Origin of the sequence: Alloactinosynnema sp. L-07 (genome assembly GCF_900070365.1) — a bacterium.
Classification (GTDB): Bacteria; Actinomycetota; Actinomycetes; order Mycobacteriales; family Pseudonocardiaceae; genus Actinokineospora.
Genome location: NZ_LN850107.1, coordinates 1,040,643 through 1,063,019, shown reverse-complemented (window position 1 = coordinate 1,063,019; position 22,377 = coordinate 1,040,643). Strand labels below are relative to the sequence as shown.

Here is a 22,377-nt window from a genome sequence, read left to right as displayed (position 1 = left end):
CCAGGCGCCGCGCGGGCGCCGGAGGTGGTGTCGAACTTCCGGCTCGGGGCACTAGAGTTCCCTGCCCGGACGGACGCCGTCGCACATCACCGTGTGCGACGGCGTCCGTCCGCTCGGTGCGAATCCCGTGGTGACCGGCTGATTCGAACCTCAGGGTGGCGCGGTCCCGTTTGACGGCGTGCCATGGTGGGGTATCCCTTGGTCCCTGGCACCACTTGGTCGGAGGGCCGCGATGACCGTCTCCGGATCGACTTCCCTGCCCCCGACGCTCGGGGTGGAGGAGGAGTTCCTGCTGGTCGACGCGGTCAGCGGGATGCCCGCCCCGAAGGGGGACGAGGTCATCCGGCACGCCGCAAAGGTGTTCGGGGTCGAGTTGGGGCAGGAGTTGGCGCTGGCCCAGCTCGAGATCCGCACTGGGGTGTGCCAAACCCTCGCCGATGCCCACGCCCAGCTGCGTGACCTGCGGAAAGTCGCCACCGCGGCGGCCAGGGCGGTCAGCTGCGAGGCGCTGGCGGCCGGGGTGCCGGTGGTGGGCGGGCCGGAGATCGAGACGTCGACCGACGGGCGGTACGGGCTGCTGGTCGACGGGTACCGGCAGCTCGCGGCCGAGCAGTCCATCTGCGGCTGCCATGTCCACGTGGCCGTGCCCGACCCGGAGACAGCGGTACGGGTTTGCAACCACCTGCGGCCGTGGCTGCCAGTGCTGGGCCTGCTGACCGCGAACTCGCCGATCGCGGCGGGGCGGGACACCGGGTACGCGAGCTGGCGCACGATCGTGTGGTCGCGGTGGCCGAGTTCGGGCCCGCCGCCATACTTCGAGTCCGCCGCCCACCACCGCGAGACGGTCGCCATGCTGCGCGAGTCGGGCGCGGCGAGTGACGGGCGGATGGTCTATTGGGATGTCCGCCCGTCCGCCCACCTGCCCACTGTCGAGGTCCGGGTCGCCGACGTGGCCGGGACCGCGGCGGAGGCCGTGCTGCTGGCCGCGCTCGTGCGCGGGCTGGTGGCCACCGCCCTGACCGAGCTGCGCCGGGGTCGGCGGGCGCCGCGGGTGCCGGTCGAGGTGCTGCGGGCCGCGGGGTGGCGGGCCGCGCGCGACGGGATCACCGGGCAAGCGCTCGACGTGCTCACCGGGCGGCTGGTCCCGGCGCGGACCCTGGTGGACCGGCTGCTGGAGCGGACCAAGAGCGCATTGGCCCAGTTCGGCGACCTCGACACCGTCACCGGCCTGCTCGCCGACCTGGACCGCACCGGCACCGGGGCGATGCGGCAGCGGGCCGCGTTCGCCCGCGCGGGACAGCTACGCGACGTCATCGACCAGTGCGCCGTGGACGGCGCCGCCCGCCCGGTCCAGCACACCTAGCCCGAACTGTCCGATGAGGACAGCCGCTATCCTTGCGGTCCGTGCGGGTACTGGTGGTCGAGGACGACGAGGACATGCGGTTCGCGGTGGTCGGGGCGCTGCGCAAGGCGGGCAGGCCGTCGACGCCTACCTGGTCGACCTCAAGCCCATCACACCCGGCCTGACCTGCTGAGATCGTTCCGGCGCGCGGATCGCGGCGGCCCGGTTGATGATGGCCGGGTGACCACACTCGAGGCCGCCCGGCCGGTATCCGGCCCGCCCGTGCTCAGTCCCGCTCAGCGCACCGTCGTGTTCACCGCCATCGCCATGGGCATGCTGCTCGCCGCGCTCGACCAGACGATCGTGGGCACGGCGCTGCCCACGATCGTGGCCGACCTGGGCGGCGCGGCGCACATGTCGTGGGTGGTCACGGCGTATCTCCTGGCCGAGACGGTGGCCACGGCGCTGGTCGGCAAGTTCGGCGACCAGTTCGGCCGCAAGGTCGTCTTCCAGGCCTCCACCGTGATCTTCACCGTCGGCTCGCTGCTGTGCGGGCTGGCCGACAGCATGACCCTGCTCATCGCCTGGCGGGCGCTGCAGGGCATCGGCGCGGGCGGGCTGATGGTCACCGCCATGGCGCTGATCGCCGACGTGATCCCGCTGCGCGAGCGAGGCCGCTACCAGGGCGCGATCGGCGCGGTGTTCGGCGTCTCGACCGTGATCGGTCCGCTGCTCGGCGGGCTGTTCACCGACCACATGTCATGGCGGTGGGCCTTCTACGTCAACGTGCCGCTCGCGGTGGCCGTCATCGTGGTGTCCGCCCGCGCGATCCCGACGATCCGGGCGGCGGCCAAGCCGATCATCGACTACCTGGGCATCGTACTGATCGCCGCCGGGTCGAGCGCGCTGATCCTGGCCACCAGTTGGGGCGGCAGCGAATACGCGTGGGACTCGCCGGTGATCATCGGGCTGTTCGTGGGCGGCGCGGTCGCGCTGGGGCTGTTCTGCCTGGCGGAGACGAAGGCCAAGGAGCCGATGCTGCCGATGCGGCTGTTCGGCAACCCGGTGTTCACCGTGTGCTCGGTGCTCAGCTTCGTCGTCGGGTTCGCGATGCTCGGCGCGATGATCTTCCTGCCCACCTACCTGCAGTACGTCGACGGCGAGTCGGCGACCGGGTCCGGGCTGCGGCTGCTGCCGATGATCGTCGGCCTGCTCGCCGCGTCGATCTTCAGCGGCACCGTGGTGAGCAAGACCGGGCAGTACCGACTGTTCCCGATCGCCGGGTCGCTGGTGATGGGGGTCGGGCTGTTCCTGCTGTCGCTGATGGACCGCGATACCGGGTTCTGGCTGACCTCGCTGTACATGCTGGTGCTCGGCCTGGGCATCGGCCTGTGCATGCAGGTGCTGACGATCGCTGTGCAGAACACCGTCGACTACGCCGACCTGGGCGCGGCGACCTCCGGGGTCTCGTTCTTCCGCACCCTGGGCAGCGCGTTCGGCACCGCCGTCTTCGGCACGATCTACGCCAACCAGCTCACCCCGAACCTCACCGAGGGCGTCACCGCGGCGGCTGTCCAGACCGGCGCCGACCCGCGGGCGCTGGCCGCAGCCGCGCAGAGCCCGAAAGGCGTGCACGACCTGCCCGCCGCGCAGGCCGGTCCGATCATCGACGCCTACGCCGACGCGCTGCACACGGTGTTCCTGTGGACGGTCCCCGTGGCCGTGATCGGGTTCCTGATCTCGCTGTTCCTCAAACAGGTCGAGCTGCGCGACCCGGCCAGGGCGTCCTCGACCGACGTCGGCGAGGGATTCGCCGCACCCACGACGAGCGAGTCGGCCGCGGTGCTGGAGTCCTCGGTCTGCTCGGTCCTGCGCGGCTTCGGCCCCGACGACGCCCACCGGATCCGCGAGCGGTCCGGCACCCGGCTCGACCCGGCGGGCGCGTGGGCGGTGGTGCAGGTCCAGGTCTACGCGACGGCGGTGGGCGAGGCCGCGCTCGCCGACATCGCCAGGGGCAGGCGGATGCCGCCCGAGGTGCTCGAACCGGTGTTCCACCGGATGGTGCACGAGGGCTACCTGACCCGCCACGACGGCGTCTACGTCCATACCCCGGCGGGCGCGGGGGAATTCGACCTCATCAGCGCCGCCTGGGCCGACTGGATCCACGAACACATCCGCCGCGACGCCGCCGACGACCGCCCCGAAGTCCGAGCGGCGGTGTACTCCATCGCGCGCAGACTGGTCACCGAGGACGTCGCCGAGTCGTCAGGGCGCGAGTTGGCCCGCGTCTAGCGAGCCTGCCACCACCGGGAGCAGACCAGACCACCTGAGCGGCGCCTTGCCCGATCGGTGGCGGGGTGGTTGGTTGATCGTGCCCTGGAACCGAGTGGACGAGGTGCCCGATGACGGTGACGCTGGACCCGAAGACGACGGCCGTGGTGCTCATCGAGTACCAGAACGACTTCACCAGCGAAGGCGGCGTGCTGCACGGTGCGGTGGCCGGGGTCATGGCCGAGACCGGCATGCTGGGCAACACCGTCGCCGTCGTCGACGCCGCGCGGAAGGCGGGGGTGACGATCATGCACGCGCCGATCACGTTCGCCGACGGCTACACCGAGATCTCCGCGCACCCGTACGGCATTCTGAAGGGTGTCGTGGACGGCAACGCCTTCGTCAAGGGCGGCTGGGGTGCCGCGATCGTCGACGACCTGGCTCCGCACGACGGCGACATCGTCGTCGAGGGCAAGCGGGGCCTCGACACCTTCGCGTCGACGAATCTCGACTTCATGTTGCGCAGCAAGGGGATCACCACCATCGTGCTCGGCGGCTTCCTCACCAACTGCTGTGTGGAATCCACGATGCGCAGCGGCTATGAGAACGGCTACCGGGTCATCACCTTGACCGACTGTGTCGCCGCCACCTCGCAGGCCGAGCACGACAACGCACTCACCTACGACTATCCGATGTTCTCGCTGCCGGTCACCTCCGACGAAGTCATCGCCGCGTTGCAGAACTAGCGGCGACGGCGGGCGGCGGAGGCGGCGGCGCCTCCGCCCAGGATCAGCACGAGTGCCGTCAGACCCCAGCGGCGTTTCTCCTCGGTACGGGTCTGGTAGTCCTTGGGCGCCGGGGCGGTCGGCGTGGCGGTCCGGTAGGGCTTGCGGGTCGGCGCGGGCGGATTCGGGGCAGGCGTGGGCGGTGGCGTCGGTGAAGTCGGCGCGGTGGTGGTCGGCGGTGGCGTGGTCGGTGACGTCGTCGGTGGCTGAGTGGTCGTCGTCGGCGGCCGAGTAGTCGTGGCGGGCGGGGGTGCCGGGATCGGGGCCGCGGTCGTGGTGCGCGGCGGTGTCGTTGTGGGCGGAACCGGAACCGGAACCGTTGGCGGCGGTGGCGGCGGCGGCGGGGCGGGCAGGCAGCCCGCGGCGTCGGTGTGGTCGACGGTGGGCTTGCTGACCAACTCGGCGACGGCAGGCGGGCGCAGAGTGACGTGGAACCAGACGCTGTGGCCGCGATAGTCGTTGGCCAGCACGTAAAGCGTCCCGTCGGAGGCGCGGGCCGCCGCACCGTAGCTGGTGCCCTGGCCGACGCTGGGTGAGCGGGTCGGGCGGACTTCCCCGGTGCGCGGGTCGAGCGTCACAAGCTTGCCGTGGGCGGCCACCCCGTAGAGCAGGCCATCCGGTCCGAAGTCGAAGTCGTCGACCGAGCGGGCCAGTCCCCCCGGCCACAGCCACACGTGGGAGACGACCGTCAGATACCGGGCGCTGCGGGGATCGACGTCGACCACATACAGTCCCGTGTCGTCGCGCAGGTACCAACGCGTCCCGGATACGGTACCAGCCAGCGCTTGCAGCGGGTGCGGCCATCCCCGCAACGGTCCTTTGTCGACAGTCGTGCCGTCGCGGGCGATGGTGACCACGTGGCCGCCGTCGGGGAACGGACCGGATCGGCCGCGGGTGGCCAGTCCGTAGACGGTGTCGCCCGCCGTGCCGATGGCGTTGACCTTGAACCCGAGCTCCGCGATCGTGCGCACCCTGCCGCCGGGAAGGTCCACCGCGACCAGGGTCGACAGGCCGCGGCCGTTGCTCTGGACCTGCAGCGCGAGACAGGCCGCGGGGGCGGCGGCCGCGGTCGGGCCCACCGACAGGACGGCGGCGCTGATCCCGATCACCAGGACCAGACGCCATCCGCGCCGGTTCACCGCAGCCGTTCCTGGGCGGTTTGGAACGCGTCGGGACCCACCTTGGCGCCGCCGCTATAGGGGTTCTGCAGTTGCTGGGTGGCGAAAAGCAGCAGTGCCAGGGTCCCGGCCAGGATCGACACGATGATGATGTGGGTGACCGGCCGCGGCCCGCCGAACATCACCGGCAGGGCGACCGACAGGATGCTGCCGACGATCAGCGCGAACCACACGACGCCGCTGACGCCGTCGCTGCCCGCGGTGTCGAGGCGGGCCTGCCTGGCCTGGTAGACGTGCCAGAGTTGGCTCGCCGCCTCGGTTTTGCGGCCGGTCTGCCACTCGTCGGACACCGTCGCCGACGACACGGACTTGCGCAGGTCGTCGAGCTGGGTCCAGCCGTCCCCGCCCACCTCAGTGCCATCGACCATGGCGGGCCACTCCGTGTCGGCGACCGTCACGGCGTACGCGCGGGCGAGGTCCTGGACGTCGGTCTTGATCGGGTCGGGCAGCGAGTCGGCGGCCCAGTAGGCCGCGACGAGGCTGTCGGCCTCCTGGTAGGCACCGTCCTCGGCGGCGCTCACCCCGTCGAACAGGGAGATCAGGACGAAGGCGAGCAGGACCGCGTGCAGGCCGCCGACGATGGTGAACACCTGGCCCGCGGCCTCGTTGTTCTCCACGATGCCGTCGGTCTCACCGATGCGCCGGACCAGATAGGCCACCAGCGCCGCGATCGCCGCCGCGCCCACGACCCACAGGCCACCCGCCACATAGATGTTCATCGGCCCACCTCACGTAAGTCCACTGCTGTTTCCCTTTCCTGGCAAGCCAACGGGTGCAGGATGCCGGCTCCCGCGTCAGTGATCCCGGCGGGTGGCCAGTCGAGCCAGCGCGCCCAGTTCGGCGGCGGCTCGGGGCACGGGATCGGCCATCGCCAATTCGTTGAGCGCGGCGGCGAGTTCGTCCTCGGCACGCTGTTCGGCCCAGGTCCGGCCGCCCGCCAGGTCGATGAGACCCGCGGCGCGCCGAGCCTGCTCGTCGGTGAGTGGCGTGTCGCCCGCGTAGAGGTCGGCCAGGTCGCGGCCCGCCTGGGTGCCCGAGGTGAGCGCGGCGACCACGGGCAGCGACTTCTTGTGGCTGACCAGATCCGAGTGCACCGGCTTGCCGGTCACCGCGGGCACACCCCAGACCCCAAGCAGGTCGTCGGCGCTCTGGAACGCCACGCCCAGGTGTCTGCCGAACGCGCCGAGCCTGCCCGCCCTGGCCTGGTCGGCCCGGCCGAACAGGGCGCCCAGCGTGCACGACGCGGCGAGCAGCGCCCCCGTCTTCGCCTCGACCATGCGCAGGCACTCCACCATGGTCACGTCGGCCCGGGCCTCGAAGGCGATGTCGTTGCCCTGGCCGTCGATCAGCTCCTGCACGCAGGCGGCTAGCAGCCGGGTGGCCGGTTCGGCGGCCGGGTGGCCCGCGGCGGCCAGCACGTCCATCGCCAGGGTCAGCGCCGAGTCCCCGGCCAGGATCGCCGCGCTGGTGCCGAACACTGTCCACGCGGTAGGCCGGTGGCGCCGAGTCAGGTCGCCGTCGATCACGTCGTCGTGCAGCAGCGAGAAGTTGTGCACCAGCTCGACGGCCACCGCGGCCGGGATCGCCTCGGCTGGGTCACCGCCGACGGCCTCGGCCGCGCACAGCACCAGCGCGGGCCGCAGCGCCTTGCCGCTGTCGGCGTCGGTGGGCTCGCCGTCGGCGTCCCACCAGCCGAGGTGGTAGCCGGTGATGTGCCGCATCGACCCCGGCATGGAGTCCACCGCGGCCCGAAGCGCGGGCGTGCCGAGGTCCCGGCACGCGGCGAGCACGTCGGTGGCCGACCGGGCCGCGGTGGCGTCGTTGATGGTGGTCATGTCAGCGGCCGATTTCGACGTTCTCCAGCACACCGAGCGCGTCGGGGACGAGCACGGCGGCGGAGTAGTAGGCGCTGACGAGGTAGGAGATGATCGCCTTCTCGTTGACGCCCATGAACTTCACGTTGAGCCCCGGCTGGTACTCGTCGGGCAGGCCCGTGCGGTGCAGGCCGATCACGCCCTCGTCCTGCTCGCCGGTGCGCAGCACCAGGATCGAGCTGATGCCGCCGTCGGTGATCGGGATCTTGTCGCAGGGCAGGATCGGCACCCCGCGCCACGCCTGCGCGGGCTTGCCGTCCACGACCGTGCCCTCCGGGTAGAGCCCGCGCGCGGTGCACTCGCGGCCGAACGCGGCGATGGTGCGCGGGTGGGCCAGGAAGAAGCGGGACTTGCGGCGGCGCGACAGCAGTTCGTCCATGTCGTCCGGGGTGGGCGGGCCGGTGCGGGTGTGCAGGCGCTGCTTGAGGTCGGCGTTGTGCAGCAGGCCGAAGTCGCGGTTGTTGATCAGCTCGTGCTCCTGGCGCTCCCGCAGCGCCTCGATGGTCAGCCGGAGCTGCTGGTCGACCTGGTTCATCGGGTCGTTGTAGAGGTCGGCGACCCGCGAGTGCACCCGCAGCACGGTCTGGGCGACGCTCAGCTCGAACTCGCGCGGGCTGGTCTCGTAGTCGACGAACGTGCCGGGCAGGTCGTACTCGCCCGACTGCCCGGAGGCCAGATCGATCGCGGCCTCGCCGTGCTTGTTCTGCGGCTTACCCGCGCTGTCAAGGATCTTGGCGACCTGCGCCCGCAGCGCGTCGGACCGCTCGGTCACCTCGGCGAACACGGAGCTGGGCAGCGCGAGCACGATGCACTTGGTCAGCGCCTTGGCGGTGAACTCCCAGATGTCGTCGGCGCGCAGCAGGGACCGGTCGCCGAAGTAGTCGCCGTCGGCCAGGCCGCCGAGCACCACCGGGTCGCCGTAGGCGCCGCTGCCGACCTTCTCCACCTTGCCGTGCGCGATCAGGTACACGTGGTCGACGGCGTGGCCGAACTCCACGATCACCTCGCCCGCGGCGAACTCGCGCTGCACGAACCGATCGGCCAGCGAGGAGAGCACGGCGTCGTCGTCGAACCCGCGCAGCACCGGCAGCTCGCACAGCTCCTGCGGGACCACCCGGACGTCGGCACCGGTGTTGGTGAAGGTGACCCGGCCGTCGCCGATGGCGTAGCTCAGCCGCCGGTTGACCCGGTACGCGCCGCCCTTGGCCTCGATCCACGGCAGCATCTTGAGCAGCCAGCGCGGCGAGATGCCCTGCATCTGCGGCACGGACTTGGTGGTGGTGGCCAGTTTCCTGGCCGCCGCGGTGCCGAGGCTGAGCTGACCGGCATCGGTTTCTGTCGTCGTCACAACGTTCCTATCTGTTCTCTGCAAAGGGGTCAGCGCGAGGCGAGCTGGGCGACCAGACGGGCCGCCGAGGTGCCAAGGCCCGTGGGTCCGAACGGGATGGTGGGCGGCGTGGGCGTGCTGTGGCGGCGGAGATCGGCCTCGCCGTAACGCGCGACGGTGCGATGCCACTCCAAGATCCCCGACATCCACTCCTTCAGGTCCTCGGCGTGCTGGAGCAGAATCGACCGGGTCGGCTCGGCGATGGCGAACTCGGCGAGCATGGCGGGCAGGTCGTGGTCGGCGATCTGCTGGAACTGCCGCATCCGGTCGTTCATCAGGTCGGCGACCACGTCGCGCGCGGCCATCCGGTCGATGCCGAGGAACTTCTCCACGACCAGGACCATGTTGTGCAGTTCGCCCTCGTACTGGATCTCCTTCTGATAGGAGAAGAGGTCGTTGGTGAAGCACGCGTAGTCCTGCGCCGCGGTGTCGAGTTCGTGCAGCACCCGGTTCTGGTACAGCTCGGGGGCCACGTCGTCGGAGTGCGCGAGCCGGGCCAGGGCCGCGGTCAGGTCCGAGCCGAAGGTCTTGCGCCGCATCTCGATGTAGTCGACCGGGTCCGGGACCCGGTTGTGGATCTGGTTCTCCAGCTCCCACACCCAGCTGTTGAGCATGTCCTCGACCGCGGTGCGGAACACCTGCCGCGAGTGGCCCGACATCGGCCCGGCCGTGCGGCGCCACAGGTCGGCGAGGCCGCGGTCCAACGGGGTCACCGGCTCGGGCGTCGCGCCCGCGTCCAGCGGCATGAACAGCGAGAACCGCGCGGTGGTCGCCTTGGCCGCGGCCAGGTCGCGCCGGGCGCCGAAGACGACCGGGTAGTAGTCGTCGCCGTAGGTGCCCCACGTCAGCCAGTCGCCGGACAGGTCGAGCTGGTCGGCTCCGGAGTCGGCGTGGATCATGGCCGCGCAGTGGACCAGGTCATAGCCGAGGAACTTCTCCCGGTTCCACACGCCCTCGCCGAAGAACCCCATCCGCTCGGCCCACTCGGCGGCGTTGATCCTGGCCTGGGCCAGGTGCGGGCTGGTCCGCACCGGGTATGGCATGTGGAACTCGGGCAGCGGCAGGTGCCCGACCTGGGCGAACGGCACATGTGAGAACTGCGCCGAGCGGCGGGTCAGGCCCAGCGCGGCGGGCGACAGCGAGAACGTGCCGAGACCCGTCGGTCCACCTAGGACAGTCCCGGTTCCCGAGACGGGCCCCTGGTTCATGTACCGGCTGGACTTGGCGTGCCACTCGTGTCCGCCCGCCTGCCAGTCCTGCAGGCCCTTCACATACAGCCCGACCGCGAGCTGCTCGTGCGGCGGTACGGCGTTCTCGGCCAGCAGTGCGGGCACCTCGACCAGCGCGGTGGTCTCGAACTGGTGCAGCCGGGAGGTCAGCAGCTCGTTGGTCAGCTCTGCGGCGTCCTGAGTGGACAGACCGAGGAACTTCTCGAACACCAGGACAGCGTTGGAGTTCTCACCTTCCCGCTGGACCTCGCGCTCGTAGGAGAACAGGTCGTTGCGCAGGTGCACCGCGTCGGAGAAGGTGTCCGACAGCACCCGCAGCGGCCTGCTGTGCGCGATCGCCGTCGGGATCTCCGCGTGCGCGGCGAACTCGACCAGGTTGGCCGACCACGGGGCGCCACCGACCCGGCGGCGCATCTGGATGTACTCGATCGGGTTGGCGATGCGGCCCTTGTCGATGTTGTCCAGCTCCCACATCGACTCGACCATCAGGTTGTGGGTGCTGGTGATGAACCGCTCGCGCCACGCGTCCGACATCGCGGGCACCGTGCGCGCCCAGAGGTCGAGCAGGCCCGCCTCGGCCGGGTTGCCCGGCTTAGGCGGGGTCTGACCGGTCCTGGTCATGAACCGTTCGAGGTTGTCCAGGTATTCCCGCGCGCCCTTGAGGTCGCGGGAGTACTTGAACTGTTCGAGGAAGTGGTCGTCGAAGAAGAAGACCCAGACATACCAGTCGGTGATGAGGTCCAGGGTCGGCCCGTCGCAGTCGGGATGGGTGTAGGCGCACATGAGCGCGTAGTCCATCCCGGCCAGCGCCGCCTCGTCCCACACAACGCCGCCGCCGGGTTTGGGCGCGTCGAGCATGCCCATGTCCTTCGCCCACGCCATGCTGTGCGCCCGGGTGGCTTCGAGATTCGGGTTGAGCCGCGCCGGGTAGGCGACATAGAAGTCGGGCAGCGTGAATGCCTGCTGCATCGTCAACTCAGCCTTCGAGTCCGATTTGGACGCTCTCCAGGACGCCCAGCGCGTCGGGGACGAGCACGGCGGCGGAGTAGTAGGCGCTGACCAGGTAGGAGATGATCGCCTTCTCGTTCATGCCCATGAACCGGACGTTGAGGCCGGGCTGGTACTCGTCGGGCAGACCGATCTGGTGCAGCCCGACGACACCCTGGGTCTGCTCGCCGGTCCGCATCAGCATGATCGAGCTGGTGCGGGTGTCCGTCACCGGGATCTTGTTGCACGGGAACAGCGGCACGCCGCGCCAGGACGGCACGCGGTGCCCGTCAAGGTCGACGCTGCTCGGGTAGATCCCGCGCTTGGTGCACTCGTGACCGAAGGCTGCGATGGCCTTGGGGTGGGCGATGAAGAACGCTGGTTCCTTCCACACCAGGGCCAGCAGCTCGTCCATGTCGTCCGGGGTCGGCGGGCCACTGCGGGTGTGGATGCGCTGCTTGGGGAAGGCGTTGTGCAGCAGGCCGAAGTCGCGGTTGTTGACGATCTCGTATTCCTGGCGCTCGCGCAGCGCCTCGACGGTCAGGCGTAGCTGCTGCTCGACCTGGTTCATCGGGTCGTTGTAGAGGTCGGACACCCGGGAGTGCACCCGCAGTACGGTCTGGGCGACGCTCAGCTCGTACTCGCGCGGGGTGGTCTCGTAGTCGACGAAGGTGCCCGGCAGGTCCAGTTCGCCCGCGTGGCCGGAGGCGACCTCGATGGCGGCCTCGCCATGGGAGTTCTGCGCTCGGGCCGGGTTGTCCCGGAACCGCGCCACGTGCGCGGCCAGCGCGTCGGACTGGGCGATCAGGTCCTCGAACGAGCTCTGCGACAGCGACAGCACGGTGCAGGAGGTGACCGCCTTGACGGTGTACTCCCAGTGGTCGTCGTCCTCGATGATCGCCTGGTAGGTGAAGTGGTCGCCGTCGGCGAGGGTCTCCAGCACGGTCTCGTCGTCGTACTCGCCCGCGCCGATCTTGTTCACCTTGCCGTGCGCGATGAGCACGACCTGGTCGGCCGGGCTGCCCGCGGCCACGAGGACGTCGCCGGGCGCGTACTCCTGCTGCACGAACCGGCCCGCGAGCGCGGCCAGCACCTCTTCGTCGTCGAAGTCGTGCAGCAGCTGCAACTCGCGCAGTTCCTGCGGGATGACCCGGAAGTCCGCGCCGGTGTGGGTGAAGGTGACCCGGCCGTCGCCGACGGTGTAGCTGAGCCTGCGGTTGACCCGGTAGGCGCCGCCGGAGACCTGGACCCACGGCAGCAGCTTGAGCAGCCAGCGGGAGGTGATCCCCTGCATCTGCGGGACGGACTTGGTCGTGGTCGCGAGGTTGCGCGCGGCCGCGGTGCCGAGGCTCAACTGCGGCGCGACACCATTCGGATTGGATTCCGACTGCACCGAATCCGTCATTGTCACGACATGCACCACCATTTCATAAATACGGGAATCAGACTGGAACTTCATTTCGATAAACGCCAGGACAAAGCGTTGCGAGGACTCGCGGTCATCGACAACGAAAAGTTAGCACCGCCGATCACGACTGCCATTCCGCCACTCGGGCGAAGGCCACGCGGGCGAATGTGACGCAGCGGAGTCGTACATCCGGCGGTCATAGGCGGACGGTATGAGCCATTCGGCAGGACCGCTAGCACCAACGTCGACGCCCAACAATACGACGAACAGGGTCAAGATCCACCCGATCGAGATCGACACACCCACTCTGCGCGGGTCGCCGGATGCGATTAAGCTCGACCGAGTCTTCTTGACGAACAGGATGACTCGGTCGAATGAACAAACAAATGTGTACCGACCTCCGTCCGCCAAAGGCGGCCCCCGACCCGCGCAAGATCATCGGCGTGGGCCGAACGGGTGGGCGACACAGTCAACGCACGATCAACACCGTCATCGCCTCGACCGCTTCGGCCTCCGCCAGCCTGTTGACCGCGCGGAGCGACTGCCACGTCCAGAACGACACGGCGTGGGCAACCAACGCCGCGCGCCGCAGATCACCGGCGGCGAATGGTTCTATGCGGACGTCTCGTTGACTTGAGCGTCGATCCGCTTGACGTAGGCGGCGCGGGCGTCGTGGTCGATCGACGTGAGCGCCCGGCGGTCGCCGAGCAGCCGGCGGCCGGTGCGCATGATCGGCTCCGGGGTGATCGCGTCGAGCACGTCCCAGCCCGCCAGGAACCCGGGGACCGGGATCTCCGCCTTGCGCGTGCGGCAGCTGTCCACGACGGCCGCGGCGACGCGTTCCGGGTCCACGGTCGGCATCCCCCGGCCCAGCGGCGCGCCCGCGGCGAGTTCGGTGCGGACCGCGCTGGGCAGCACCGCGCTCACGCTGACCCCCGTGTCGGCGTATTCGCGGCGGACCGCGGCGGTGAGCCCGACGGCGGCGAACTTGCTCGCGTTGTAGACGGCCATACCCGGAATCGGGATCTTGCCCGCCATCGACGCGATGGTGACGACATGGCCGCGCCCGCGCTCGATCATGCCAGGCAGGACGAGCCGCATCCCGTGGATCAGCCCCCACACGTTGACGTCCAAAGTCGTGCGGGACAACGCATCCGGTTCCTCGATGAAGCCGCCCAGCGGCATCACGCCGGCGTTGTTGACCAGCACGTCGACCCGCCCGTGCGCGGCGAGGACCTCGTCGACGAACCCGGCGAACGACGATCGGGACGTCACGTCGACCGTGTGTCCGGACATCCGGGAGCCGATCGCCGCTTCCTGTGCGGCCGAGCCGTCGAGGTCGCCGAGGCAGACGGTCGCGCCCGCCGCCGCGAACGCCGCCCCGGTCGCCTTGCCGATGCCCCGCCCGCCGCCGGTCACCACGACCACCGCGTCGGCGAGGTCGATCTTCGGATACCTGCGCATACCCACTCCGATCGTTCGGAGACTGAGAATATTCGAATACCTATGGCATCTCAATCCTCGGCGAGGCGGGCCAGCCCAGCGACGAAGTCCCCCAGTCCGTCGAGCCTGCCGAAGAACTCGGCGTCGACCCGCTCGACATCGGCCAGCGCGGGGGTGAGCAGGGCGAGACCCTCCTGGGTGACGGCGATCCGCCGGGCGCGCGCGTCGGCCGGGTCCTCGTCGCGCGTGACCAGCCCGCGCTCGGCCAACTTGCGCAGGACCTGGCTGGTCATCATCGAGTCGGTCCCGGCGTGCGCGGCGATGGCCTGCTGAGTCGGCGGCCCCTCTTTGCCCAGCCACCACGCGGCGGCCAGCAGCACGAACTGCACATGGGTCAACTCGTGCGGCGCGAGCGCGGCCCGCATGGCGCGCTGCCAGGACAAGGTCACCTGCCAGAGCAGGAAGCCCGGACTCTGCTCGGGCCCCTGCCAGCGCGTGCGCGGAGTCATGCGGCCGAGGATGCCAGCCTCACCAGCGCCCGCACCGCGTCGGGTACATCCGCGGTGACGACGGGACCGAGCCGTTCGGCCAGGGCGCCCTCGATCTCGACCCGGTGCGTCACCGCGGTCAGCCCGTCCACGACGGCCACCTCGTGGTGAAACCGCAGCACGGCACCGGGAATCTCGGTCTCGTCGCTGAACCCCTGCCCCGGCCGCACCTCGGTCAGCCGGAAGTGAACCGGGGGCCGCCCTTCGAAGTTCATGACGCCCGCCGACCCGACGTCGAACGGCCCCTCCAACGTGACCCCGGTCAAAGACGAGTCCCACTCGGCCCACCGCGCGACGTCGCCCCACAGGGCCCAGACGGCGTCGGCGTCGGCGGTCGTGGTCTCGGTGTGCGCGAACTCGTAAGTTGTCATGCGTGCAGATTATATGCACGCATGACATTTGCCAAGCCGGTCAGCGGTCCCGGTCTGCCGCCCCCAGCAGACGGGCCCGGAACAGGTCCAGCACCTGGTCCAACGCCGCTCGCGTCGGCTCGCCCGCGCCGTCGATGAGGTGTTCGGTCAGCACGGAGTGCGGCGGGAGGAGCCCATCGGGGTTGGCGTGCTCGTCCTCCAGTTCCACCGCGACGAACGCGTCGCCGAGTTCGCGGCGGAGGAAGTCGAAGCGGGCCGGGGGCACGAACCGGTCGCCCCGGAACCGCAGGCCGAGCACCTGGAGTCCGTCGCGGGCGCATCGCTGCTTGACCACGGCCAGGTCGTCGGCGGAGATGTCGATGGACGCCGCGTGCTTGCGGGTGAGCGGCAGCGGCAGCGACGGCTGGGACAGCACCGGGGCGATGAGCCGGTCGTCGGTGGCCATGGCCAGCGCGAAGCCGCCGGTGAAGCACATGCCCACGGCGCCGACGCCGGGACCGCCGCAGCGGTCGTGCTCGTGGGCGGCCAGCGCACGCAGCCAGGTCACCACCTTTGACGTCCGGCCGGTGGCCAGGATGGTGAACTCCCGGCTGACGCACGCCGACCCGAACGACGACAGCCCATAGCCAGCGGTCCCGAGCATGCTGTGCGCGCCGGGGTTGGGATCGCGGCCGGGCGTGCCGAACAGGACCGGCAGCACCACCGTGCAGCCGACGTCCGCGACCCGCTCGGCGAACTCCAGCACCTTCGGCGTGATGCCCGGCATCTCCGCCATCACGATCACCGCGGGTCCGCTCCCCCGCCGCAGGACCGGGCGGGTCCTGCCGTCGTGGGTGAACGAGCCGCGCTCGAAGCCCGTCAGGTCGTGGTCAGCCATCGATGAACACCCGCGTTCGCATACCGACAGAATCCCGGTAAAGCGGCTTGCCGTCCAGTCCCAACCGGATGACGTTCTCGTGGGGTAGAGAGGTCATGGCAGTGACGATGGAAGCCACGCCGGACCTGGGGGCGTCAGTGGAGGACTTCGAGACGTGGGTGCGCCCGCACGTGCCCGCGATGGCACGGCTGGCCGCCCGGCTGGCACCCGACGGCGACCGCGACGACGTCGTCCAGGAGGCGCTGGCCCGCGCCTGGGCCAAACGCCACCAGTTCGACGCGGCGCGCGGGGCGCCGTCGTCCTGGCTGCTCGCGATCACCGCCGACCAGGCCGCCAAGGCCAGACGCCGGGCCGCGGGCAGGCTGCGCGCGGTGCCCGCCCCACCCGAGGCGGCGGCCGACCCCGAACTCGACCTGGACTGGGCACTCGACCGGCTGACCGCCCGGCAGCGACTGGCCGTCGACTGCGTCTACTACGTCGGCCTGACCGTCGCCGAGACCGCCGCGGTCATGGGCTGCTCGGACGGCACGGTCAAATCCACCCTCTCCGACGCCCGCACCAAACTGCGCACTTTGCTGGAGGTAGCCCGATGAACGTCGACGAACTGCTGGAACGAGCGGGCGAGCACTGGCGCGCGGAGCAGCCGCCGCCCCCGGATTTCGACTTCACCCGGTTCACCCACCGCCGCCGCTGGACGGTGGCCGCCGCCGCGACCGCGGCCGCCGCCGTAGTGATCACCGGCGTCGCCGTACTGGGCCGCACCCCGGCCGCCGACCCGGCTTCGGCCCACCAGTCCGACGGATCCGGTTCCACAACTAGCGCGACGGACGTGCGCGTCGGCCCTGAGGGACTGATCGTGCGCGACGGAATGACCGTGCGGGCCCAAGGCCGAGTGGTCGCCGCACCGGGCAAGCCGGTCCGCTTCTGCGCCCCGACGCCCATCACGGCGATCGGCGGGGGCCCGGACCCGTACTTCGCGGACTGCCAACACACTGGCGTCACCGTGACCGGGGTCGATCTCGCCCAGCTCACGGACAGCCGCGGCGAAGGCGGCACCGTGGCGGGCGGCGCCACCCTGACCGGGGTCTACACGGCGGGGGTCGTGCGGGTCACCCTGCAAGGGCCACTTCCTCCGGCGACGGTCACACCCATCCCGGCCCGCCCGGTCCCGTGTGCGGCGCCACCCGGCGGCTGGAGTCCGACCGGTCTCGCGGAGAACCACGCGCTCCACGACTACCTGGAGCAGCAGGGCGACAACATCGGGGCGACCTGGGTCGGCTACCCCGATGGCCCGCCGACGCCCCCGACCGGGTCACCTGGCTACCTCAAACCCGCGGTCATGGTCATCGAGGTCGTCGCGGGCGACATCGACCGGATCCGGGCCGAACTCGACGCCCGCTACGCCGGAGACCTCTGCGTCGTGGCCGCCCCGCCCGCCGCGGTGTCGAAAGCGGAGGCCAGCCGGATCATGGAGGCGATCCGGCCGATCATGGAAGACCGCACGTCCGGGATCTACACGACGGGCGGAGGCGGCGGGGACAGGATCAAGGTCGAGTTGGTCATGGTCGATCAGCGGCTCTTCGACCGGTTCGCCGCCATCGGCATCGACCGGATCGATCTCGAACCCTGGTTGCGCCCGGTCTGATCAGAGCAACGCGGACATGCGGTCCTCCGCAGCGTCCAGTGCCATCCTGATCGCGCCGAGGACGACGCCGTTCTCGCGCAGGGTCGAGGCGCGCAGGTCGACGGGCACGAGCAGCAGGCGGCCCAGGTGGGTGCGGACCGCGTCGAAGAGGGTGTCGCCCGCGCGGGAGACGCCGCCGCCGATGATGACTCGTTCCGGGTCGAGGATGAGGATCTGGGTGGCCAGGCCGCGGGCGAAGCGGGCGGCGATGGTGTCGACCACGGCCATCGCCGTTGCCGAGCCCGCCGCCGCGGCCTCGAACAGCGGGGCGAGGTCCCCACCCGCGAGCCGGTCGCGCAGCGGTGCCTCGCAGCGGGACATCGCCTCACGCAGGATGGCACCGGCTGCGACAAGGCGTTCGAACGCGCCGAGTCCGTCGCCGACGTTCGGGGGCTCGGTGTCGATCGGGGTGACCAGGTCGATGAACCCGAGTTCGCCCGCCGCCGATGACGCGCCGCGGTAGGGCTTGCCGTCGATGACGATGCCGGAGCCGATCCGCTCGCCCCAGTACACGAACAGCAGGTTGTCGCTGGCCTCGCCCCGCCACCGCTCGGCCACGACCGCGAGGTTCACGTCGTTGTCGACCAGCACCGGGCAGCCGAGCCAGTCCCGTAGCTCCGCCACCAGCGGCACGCCACTCCAGCCGGGCATGCTTGGCGCGAGCACCACCTCGCCGCTCTCGTGGTTGACGATGCCGGGCGTGCCGATGCCGACCGACCACAGCTCGGCCGGGTCGATCCCGGCGTCGGCCGCGGTCGCCGCCAGGGTCGCCCGGACCATCTCGACCAGCCTGGGCCCGGTGGCGTCCGACGGCGGGGTCTCCCGGCGCACCGCGCGGACCGTGCCCGCCAGGTCGGTGACTGTCACCTGGACGCGGTGCATGCCGACGTCCACGCCTGCGACGTGCCCAAGCTCGGCCCGGAACCGGACCCGCACGGCTGGCCTGCCGACCTGCGCCGTGGTGGTCGGCAGCGACTCGATGACCCGCGCCTCGCCCAGGGTGGACAGGGCGCGGGTGACCGCCGGACGCGACAACCCGGTCGCGAGCACGAGATCGGACACGCGCGCGGTCTGGTCGTCGGCATCGCGCAGCGCGGCGAGCACCGCCGCCGCATTGATCTTGCGCAGCACGTGTGGCCCAGTGGCCGCCATACCCGTCGGCACGTACTGCCTCCCTGTTGTGTAGTCGGGACGTTATAGGACCGGCCTTGACAAACCGTGTCCGGCGCCACAGAGTATCGAACCATCCGTTACTAATCCACCCTCCTGGCAGCGAGGTATTCATGCGCCGTCTCGTCGCTTCACCAGCGCCAGTCGTCGTCCCGCCGGGTCAGCCCACGACCCGAGCGCGAGTGCGCGAACGGGACCAGACTGCCGCTGTGAAGTCGCCGTGGCGGAGTGAGTCAGCGCTGGGGAATCCCATCCCGACCAGGGGAAACATCCCTTGTCTCAAGTGGACTACAACTCGGCCGGGTCCTTGACTCCTGAAGGCATCCGGGGAGAGCATAGCCATCTTGCGCGAAGATGCGCGTAACTACCCTGTTTCAATCTAAAGTTTGCAACACGTGGCATTCGGTGCTCATCGGCACACCGAAGTAGGCAGAAGGGCAGAAGAAGTTGAGGCGTTTCACACAGAGTGCCGCGATCGTCACCGCGGCCGTGCTGGGCCTGACCGCGTGCGGCAGCTCCAGTGACAGCAGCGGCGGCAGCGCCGGAGGCACCACCGAGATCGAGGTGATGGTCCCCTCCTACGGCGACAAGACCAAGCCGTACTGGGAGGACCTGGCCAAGGCGTTCGAGGCCAAGAACTCCAACATCAAGGTCAAGCTCGAGGTGCAGAGCTGGGACGACATCCAGAAGGTCGTCGACACCCGGATCCAGGGCAACAAGGCACCCGACATCCTCGAACTCGACGCCGCGGGCCCCGCCTACGGCAAGGAAGGCCTGCTGTTCAAGGCCGAGGAGATCGTGTCCGAGGCCACCATCAAGGACATCGTCCCGGCGTTCCTCGATGGCGGCAAGATCGACGGCACCAACTACGGCGTGCCGACCGTGGCCTCGACCCGGGCCCTGTTCTACAACAAGGACCTCTTCACCAAGGCGGGCATCGCCGCCCCGCCGAAGACCTGGGACGAACTGCTCGACAGCGCCAAGAAGATCTCGGCGCTGGGTGACGGCGTCTCCGGCTACGGCATGCCGCTGGGCTCCGAGGAGGCGCAGGCCGAGGCGTCGATCTGGGCGTTCGGCGCGGGCGCGTCCTGGGAGAAGGACGGCAAGATGACCATCAACACGCCGCAGGCGGTCGAGGGTCTCAACTTCGCCAAGAAGATGATCGACGAGAAGGCCACCCAGGCCGACCCTGGCGCGACCAACCGCACCCCGCTGCTCAACGTGTTCATCCAGGGCAAGATCGGCATGATCGAGGGCCTGCCCCCGGTCGTCGGCCAGGTCAAGGAGAAGAACCCGTCGCTCAAATGGGGCATCGCGGCCAGCCCGTCCAAGGACGGCAAGCCGTTCACCCTCGGTGTCGCCGACTACTTCGTCGCCTTCAAGAAGGACGGCAAGAAGCAGGACGCGGTCAAGAAGTTCCTCGACTTCTTCTACGAGTCGACCAACTACGTCAAGTTCAACGACAACGAGGGCTTCATCCCCGCCACCAAGTCCGGTGGCGCCGCCGCCGCGGCCAAGCCGGAGCTGAAGGCGTTCGTCGAGGCACTGCCGGGTGCCCAGTTCTACCCGTCGCAGAACCCCGCCTGGGCCGCCACTAAGGGTGGCTTCCAGTCGCTCGTCGGCCAGATCCAGACCAAGTCGGCCGAGGATGTCCTCAAGGAGATCCAGGCCAAGGCTGACGCAGGCTGATCCACCCCGCACCGGTCCGATCGATTTCCGCCGGCGGCGAGCCGTGTCCCGGCTCGCCACCGGCGGGTCCACCGTCGAAGTTAGGGAGATGTGCGCAGTGACCCAATCCGCCGGGCTGGGGACCACCATGGCCCCGCGTCCGACCCGTAAACGCGCCAGGCGCGGTGAAGTCGGCCGGGAATCCACCTTGCGGGCACTGCCGTGGCTGGCTCCCGCGCTGCTGCTGATCGGCGGCGTGGTGGTCTACCCGGCGGGCTACATGATCTACTCCTCGTTCCGGGACATCTCCCGGTTCGGCACCGACCAGGGCTGGGCGGGCTGGGACAACTACGCCCGCATCTTCGACCTCGGGCACCTGCCCCGCGTCTTCCTCAACACCACGATCTGGGTCATCGGCGTCGTGCTGCTCAGCGTGGTCATCTCGTTGGCGCTGGCCCAGTTCCTCAACAAGCAGTTCCCCGGCCGCAAGGCCGTGCGGCTGGCCGTCATCGTGCCGTGGGCCGCGTCGGTCGTGATGACCTCGACGATCTTCGTCTACGGCCTGGACCCGTTCTACGGCATCATCAACCAGTTCCTGGTCGACATCGGCCTGATCGACCAGCCCTACGGCTTCCTGAAGAACGCCGTGTCCGGCTTCCTCATGTCGGCCGCGGTCGCGATCTTCGTATCGGTCCCGTTCACCACGTTCGTCATCCTCGCGGGCCTGCAGACCGTGCCCGGCGAGGTCCTGGAGGCCGCCTCGATCGACGGCGCCACCAAGCCACAGACCTACTGGCGCGTGGTGTTCCCGATGCTGCGCCCGGCGCTGGCGGTGGCCAGCCTGATCAACGTCATCAACGTGTTCAACTCGCTGCCCATCCTGCGCACCATGACCGGCGCGATCCCCGGCTACGACGCCGACACCACCACCACCCTCACGTTCAAGATCATCCAGTCGGACCGGCAGATCGACACGGCCAGCGCGCTCAGTGTCCTGAACTTCCTGGTCGTGCTCGTGGTGATCGCCGTCTACATGCGGGTCGTGCGCCCGATGCGGGAGGTCTAGGCCATGAGCGAGCTCGCGAGCGAATCATTGACACCGTGCGAGGTAGCCGCATGAGCGCTGTCGCAGAAGCGCCGCCGCGGCGGGTGGCGCCGCAGGCTCCGCCGCCGGTCAAGCGGGACCGCAAGCGCTGGGATCTGACCGTGGCGGGCGGGATCATCGCGCTGGTCTTCCTGGCCCCCTACCTGGTGATGCTGTCCGGTGCGTTCAAGTCGCGCCCGGAGATCCTCAAGGTCCCACCGAACTACCTGCCCACCCAGTGGCACCCCGAGAACTTCGTGACCATGTGGAACACCCCGGAGACCCCGCTCCCGGACAACCTGTGGTCCACGATCGTGATCTCGCTGGGCGGCACCGCGCTGGCGCTGATCGCCGCCGTGCCCGCCGCCTACTTCGCCGCCCGGTCGAACTTCAAGCTCAAGCTGCCGTTCCTGCTGCTGGTGCTGATCACCCAGATGCTCCAGCCGACCGTGCTGGCCTCCGGCCTGTTCCGCGAGTTCGTCACCCTCGGACTCAACGACACCTATACGTCGATGATCCTGGTCAACGCCGCGTTCAACCTGTCCTTCGCGGTATGGATCATGCACAGCTTCTTCCTATCGGTCCCCAAGGAGATCGAGGAGGCGGCCTGGATCGACGGCTGCACCCGGTTCGACTCGCTGCGGCGGATCATGCTGCCGCTGGTGTGGCCGGGCATCGTGACCACGATCGTCTTCACGTTCATCGCCTGCTGGAACGAGTTCGCCGCCAGCCTCATCCTGCTGCCGACCGACACCAACCAGCCGCTGACCGTCGCGCTGACCAAGTTCGTCGGCCAGTACGACGCAGCATGGCAGTACGTCTTCGCCGTCTCGCTCATCGGCATCCTGCCGGTGGTCATCCTCTTCGCCCTCATCGAGAAGCGCCTCGTCGCCGGTCTCACCGCGGGCGGGGTGAAGTAGCACCGGCAGTGGCGGGTGCGGCGGTATCGACGCCGCGCCCGCCGCGGTCGTTTGCCGCACCCATCGTCGAGGATTGACCGTGACGCGCCGGATACGAGCAGTAACACATTAGGCCGAATGGCCGATAGTCTCCCACGCCTGGACTCCGTCG

At 69.8% G+C, this 22,377-nt stretch carries 20 protein-coding genes; 9 read left to right on the top strand and 11 right to left on the bottom strand.

Translation table 11 applies throughout. The annotated features are described in order from the left end of the window. Nucleotides 1-232: 232 nt before the first annotated feature. From BN1701_RS05145 to BN1701_RS05135, 4 genes are all read left to right on the top strand, one after another. Nucleotides 233-1,363, top strand: a complete 1,131-nt coding sequence (locus BN1701_RS05145; protein ID WP_054045988.1) for a glutamate--cysteine ligase — start codon at nt 233-235, stop codon at nt 1,361-1,363. Nucleotides 1,364-1,404: 41 nt separating this feature from the next. After that, a complete protein-coding gene (locus tag BN1701_RS36325; RefSeq protein WP_172803186.1) occupies nt 1,405-1,527 on the top strand; it encodes a response regulator in 123 nt (40 codons plus the stop codon). A 55-nt stretch (nt 1,528-1,582) separates the two neighbouring features. Beyond that, entirely contained in the window at nt 1,583-3,634 is a 2,052-nt protein-coding gene (locus tag BN1701_RS05140; RefSeq protein WP_054045986.1) for an MDR family MFS transporter, read from the top strand. Between the two features lie 110 nt (nt 3,635-3,744). After that, nucleotides 3,745-4,359: a cysteine hydrolase family protein gene (locus tag BN1701_RS05135; RefSeq protein WP_054045984.1), complete on the top strand. Its 615-nt coding sequence runs from the start codon at nt 3,745-3,747 to the stop codon at nt 4,357-4,359. Here BN1701_RS05135 and BN1701_RS05130 read toward each other — a convergent pair. From BN1701_RS05130 to BN1701_RS05085, 10 genes are all read right to left on the bottom strand, one after another. Next, nucleotides 4,356-5,537 (bottom strand): PQQ-binding-like beta-propeller repeat protein, encoded by a 1,182-nt coding sequence (locus tag BN1701_RS05130; RefSeq protein ID WP_054045982.1) that lies wholly within the window; start codon nt 5,535-5,537, stop codon nt 4,356-4,358. The genes BN1701_RS05135 and BN1701_RS05130 overlap by 4 nt on opposite strands. Then, entirely contained in the window at nt 5,534-6,295 is a 762-nt protein-coding gene (locus BN1701_RS05125) for a DUF4239 domain-containing protein (protein ID WP_054045980.1), read from the bottom strand. The genes BN1701_RS05130 and BN1701_RS05125 overlap by 4 nt, the downstream gene beginning before the upstream one ends. A 75-nt stretch (nt 6,296-6,370) precedes the next feature. Then, a complete protein-coding gene (locus tag BN1701_RS05120; protein WP_054045978.1) occupies nt 6,371-7,411 on the bottom strand; it encodes a family 2 encapsulin nanocompartment cargo protein polyprenyl transferase in 1,041 nt (346 codons plus the stop codon). A 1-nt stretch (nt 7,412) separates the two neighbouring features. Further along, the gene (locus tag BN1701_RS05115; RefSeq protein WP_054045975.1) at nt 7,413-8,798 is read right to left on the bottom strand and encodes a family 2B encapsulin nanocompartment shell protein; all 1,386 of its coding nucleotides are present in this window, start codon (nt 8,796-8,798) and stop codon (nt 7,413-7,415) included. Between the two features lie 29 nt (nt 8,799-8,827). After that, nucleotides 8,828-11,035 (bottom strand): geosmin synthase, encoded by a 2,208-nt coding sequence (locus BN1701_RS05110; protein ID WP_054055633.1) that lies wholly within the window; start codon nt 11,033-11,035, stop codon nt 8,828-8,830. Between the two features lie 7 nt (nt 11,036-11,042). Beyond that, nucleotides 11,043-12,464: a family 2B encapsulin nanocompartment shell protein gene (locus BN1701_RS05105; RefSeq protein WP_369800493.1), complete on the bottom strand. Its 1,422-nt coding sequence runs from the start codon at nt 12,462-12,464 to the stop codon at nt 11,043-11,045. A 609-nt stretch (nt 12,465-13,073) separates the two neighbouring features. Beyond that, the gene (locus BN1701_RS05100) at nt 13,074-13,925 is read right to left on the bottom strand and encodes an SDR family oxidoreductase (RefSeq protein ID WP_054045971.1); all 852 of its coding nucleotides are present in this window, start codon (nt 13,923-13,925) and stop codon (nt 13,074-13,076) included. Nucleotides 13,926-13,975: 50 nt separating this feature from the next. Then, nucleotides 13,976-14,413, bottom strand: a complete 438-nt coding sequence (locus tag BN1701_RS05095; RefSeq protein WP_054045969.1) for a MarR family winged helix-turn-helix transcriptional regulator — start codon at nt 14,411-14,413, stop codon at nt 13,976-13,978. Further along, nucleotides 14,410-14,823 (bottom strand): SRPBCC family protein, encoded by a 414-nt coding sequence (locus BN1701_RS05090; protein WP_054045967.1) that lies wholly within the window; start codon nt 14,821-14,823, stop codon nt 14,410-14,412. Before BN1701_RS05090 ends, BN1701_RS05095 begins: the two co-directional genes overlap by 4 nt. 40 nt (nt 14,824-14,863) lie before the next feature. Continuing rightward, nucleotides 14,864-15,700, bottom strand: coding sequence for a dienelactone hydrolase family protein (locus tag BN1701_RS05085; protein ID WP_054045965.1), 837 nt, complete (start codon nt 15,698-15,700; stop codon nt 14,864-14,866). Nucleotides 15,701-15,795: 95 nt separating this feature from the next. On the opposite strand from BN1701_RS05085, the gene BN1701_RS05080 reads away from it, so the two are divergent. Continuing rightward, nucleotides 15,796-16,293: an RNA polymerase sigma factor gene (locus BN1701_RS05080; protein WP_231949490.1), complete on the top strand. Its 498-nt coding sequence runs from the start codon at nt 15,796-15,798 to the stop codon at nt 16,291-16,293. Continuing rightward, nucleotides 16,290-17,345, top strand: a complete 1,056-nt coding sequence (locus tag BN1701_RS05075; RefSeq protein ID WP_054045963.1) for a hypothetical protein — start codon at nt 16,290-16,292, stop codon at nt 17,343-17,345. The genes BN1701_RS05080 and BN1701_RS05075 overlap by 4 nt, the downstream gene beginning before the upstream one ends. On the opposite strand, the gene BN1701_RS05070 is transcribed toward BN1701_RS05075, so the two are convergent. Beyond that, nucleotides 17,346-18,548 (bottom strand): ROK family protein, encoded by a 1,203-nt coding sequence (locus BN1701_RS05070; protein ID WP_157367774.1) that lies wholly within the window; start codon nt 18,546-18,548, stop codon nt 17,346-17,348. A gap of 453 nt (nt 18,549-19,001) precedes the next feature. On the opposite strand from BN1701_RS05070, the gene BN1701_RS05065 reads away from it, so the two are divergent. The 3 genes from BN1701_RS05065 to BN1701_RS05055 all read left to right on the top strand — a co-directional run bounded on the left by BN1701_RS05065 (nt 19,002) and on the right by BN1701_RS05055 (nt 22,226). Then, on the top strand, nt 19,002-20,243 hold the full coding sequence (locus BN1701_RS05065) for an extracellular solute-binding protein (protein ID WP_054045958.1): 1,242 nt from the start codon (nt 19,002-19,004) through the stop codon (nt 20,241-20,243). 97 nt (nt 20,244-20,340) lie between these two features. Then, nucleotides 20,341-21,288 (top strand): carbohydrate ABC transporter permease, encoded by a 948-nt coding sequence (locus BN1701_RS05060; RefSeq protein WP_231949489.1) that lies wholly within the window; start codon nt 20,341-20,343, stop codon nt 21,286-21,288. A gap of 50 nt (nt 21,289-21,338) precedes the next feature. Further along, complete coding sequence (locus tag BN1701_RS05055) at nt 21,339-22,226, top strand: carbohydrate ABC transporter permease (protein ID WP_082859658.1); 888 nt, start codon at nt 21,339-21,341, stop codon at nt 22,224-22,226. Nucleotides 22,227-22,377: the final 151 nt, after the last annotated feature.

Excerpts from the sequence above, each read along its gene's own strand:
- BN1701_RS05145 (WP_054045988.1), top strand. The coding sequence starts at position 233 with ATGACCGTCTCCGGATCGACTTCCCTGCCCCCGACGCTCGGGGTGGAG.
- BN1701_RS05135 (WP_054045984.1), top strand. The coding sequence starts at position 3,745 with ATGACGGTGACGCTGGACCCGAAGACGACGGCCGTGGTGCTCATCGAG.
- BN1701_RS05125 (WP_054045980.1), bottom strand. The coding sequence starts at position 6,295 with ATGAACATCTATGTGGCGGGTGGCCTGTGGGTCGTGGGCGCGGCGGCG.
- BN1701_RS05120 (WP_054045978.1), bottom strand. The coding sequence starts at position 7,411 with ATGACCACCATCAACGACGCCACCGCGGCCCGGTCGGCCACCGACGTG.
- BN1701_RS05110 (WP_054055633.1), bottom strand. The coding sequence starts at position 11,035 with ATGCAGCAGGCATTCACGCTGCCCGACTTCTATGTCGCCTACCCGGCG.
- BN1701_RS05100 (WP_054045971.1), bottom strand. The coding sequence starts at position 13,925 with ATGCGCAGGTATCCGAAGATCGACCTCGCCGACGCGGTGGTCGTGGTG.
- BN1701_RS05095 (WP_054045969.1), bottom strand. The coding sequence starts at position 14,413 with ATGACTCCGCGCACGCGCTGGCAGGGGCCCGAGCAGAGTCCGGGCTTC.
- BN1701_RS05090 (WP_054045967.1), bottom strand. The coding sequence starts at position 14,823 with ATGACAACTTACGAGTTCGCGCACACCGAGACCACGACCGCCGACGCC.
- BN1701_RS05085 (WP_054045965.1), bottom strand. The coding sequence starts at position 15,700 with ATGGCTGACCACGACCTGACGGGCTTCGAGCGCGGCTCGTTCACCCAC.
- BN1701_RS05080 (WP_231949490.1), top strand. The coding sequence starts at position 15,796 with ATGGCAGTGACGATGGAAGCCACGCCGGACCTGGGGGCGTCAGTGGAG.
- BN1701_RS05075 (WP_054045963.1), top strand. The coding sequence starts at position 16,290 with ATGAACGTCGACGAACTGCTGGAACGAGCGGGCGAGCACTGGCGCGCG.
- BN1701_RS05055 (WP_082859658.1), top strand. The coding sequence starts at position 21,339 with ATGAGCGCTGTCGCAGAAGCGCCGCCGCGGCGGGTGGCGCCGCAGGCT.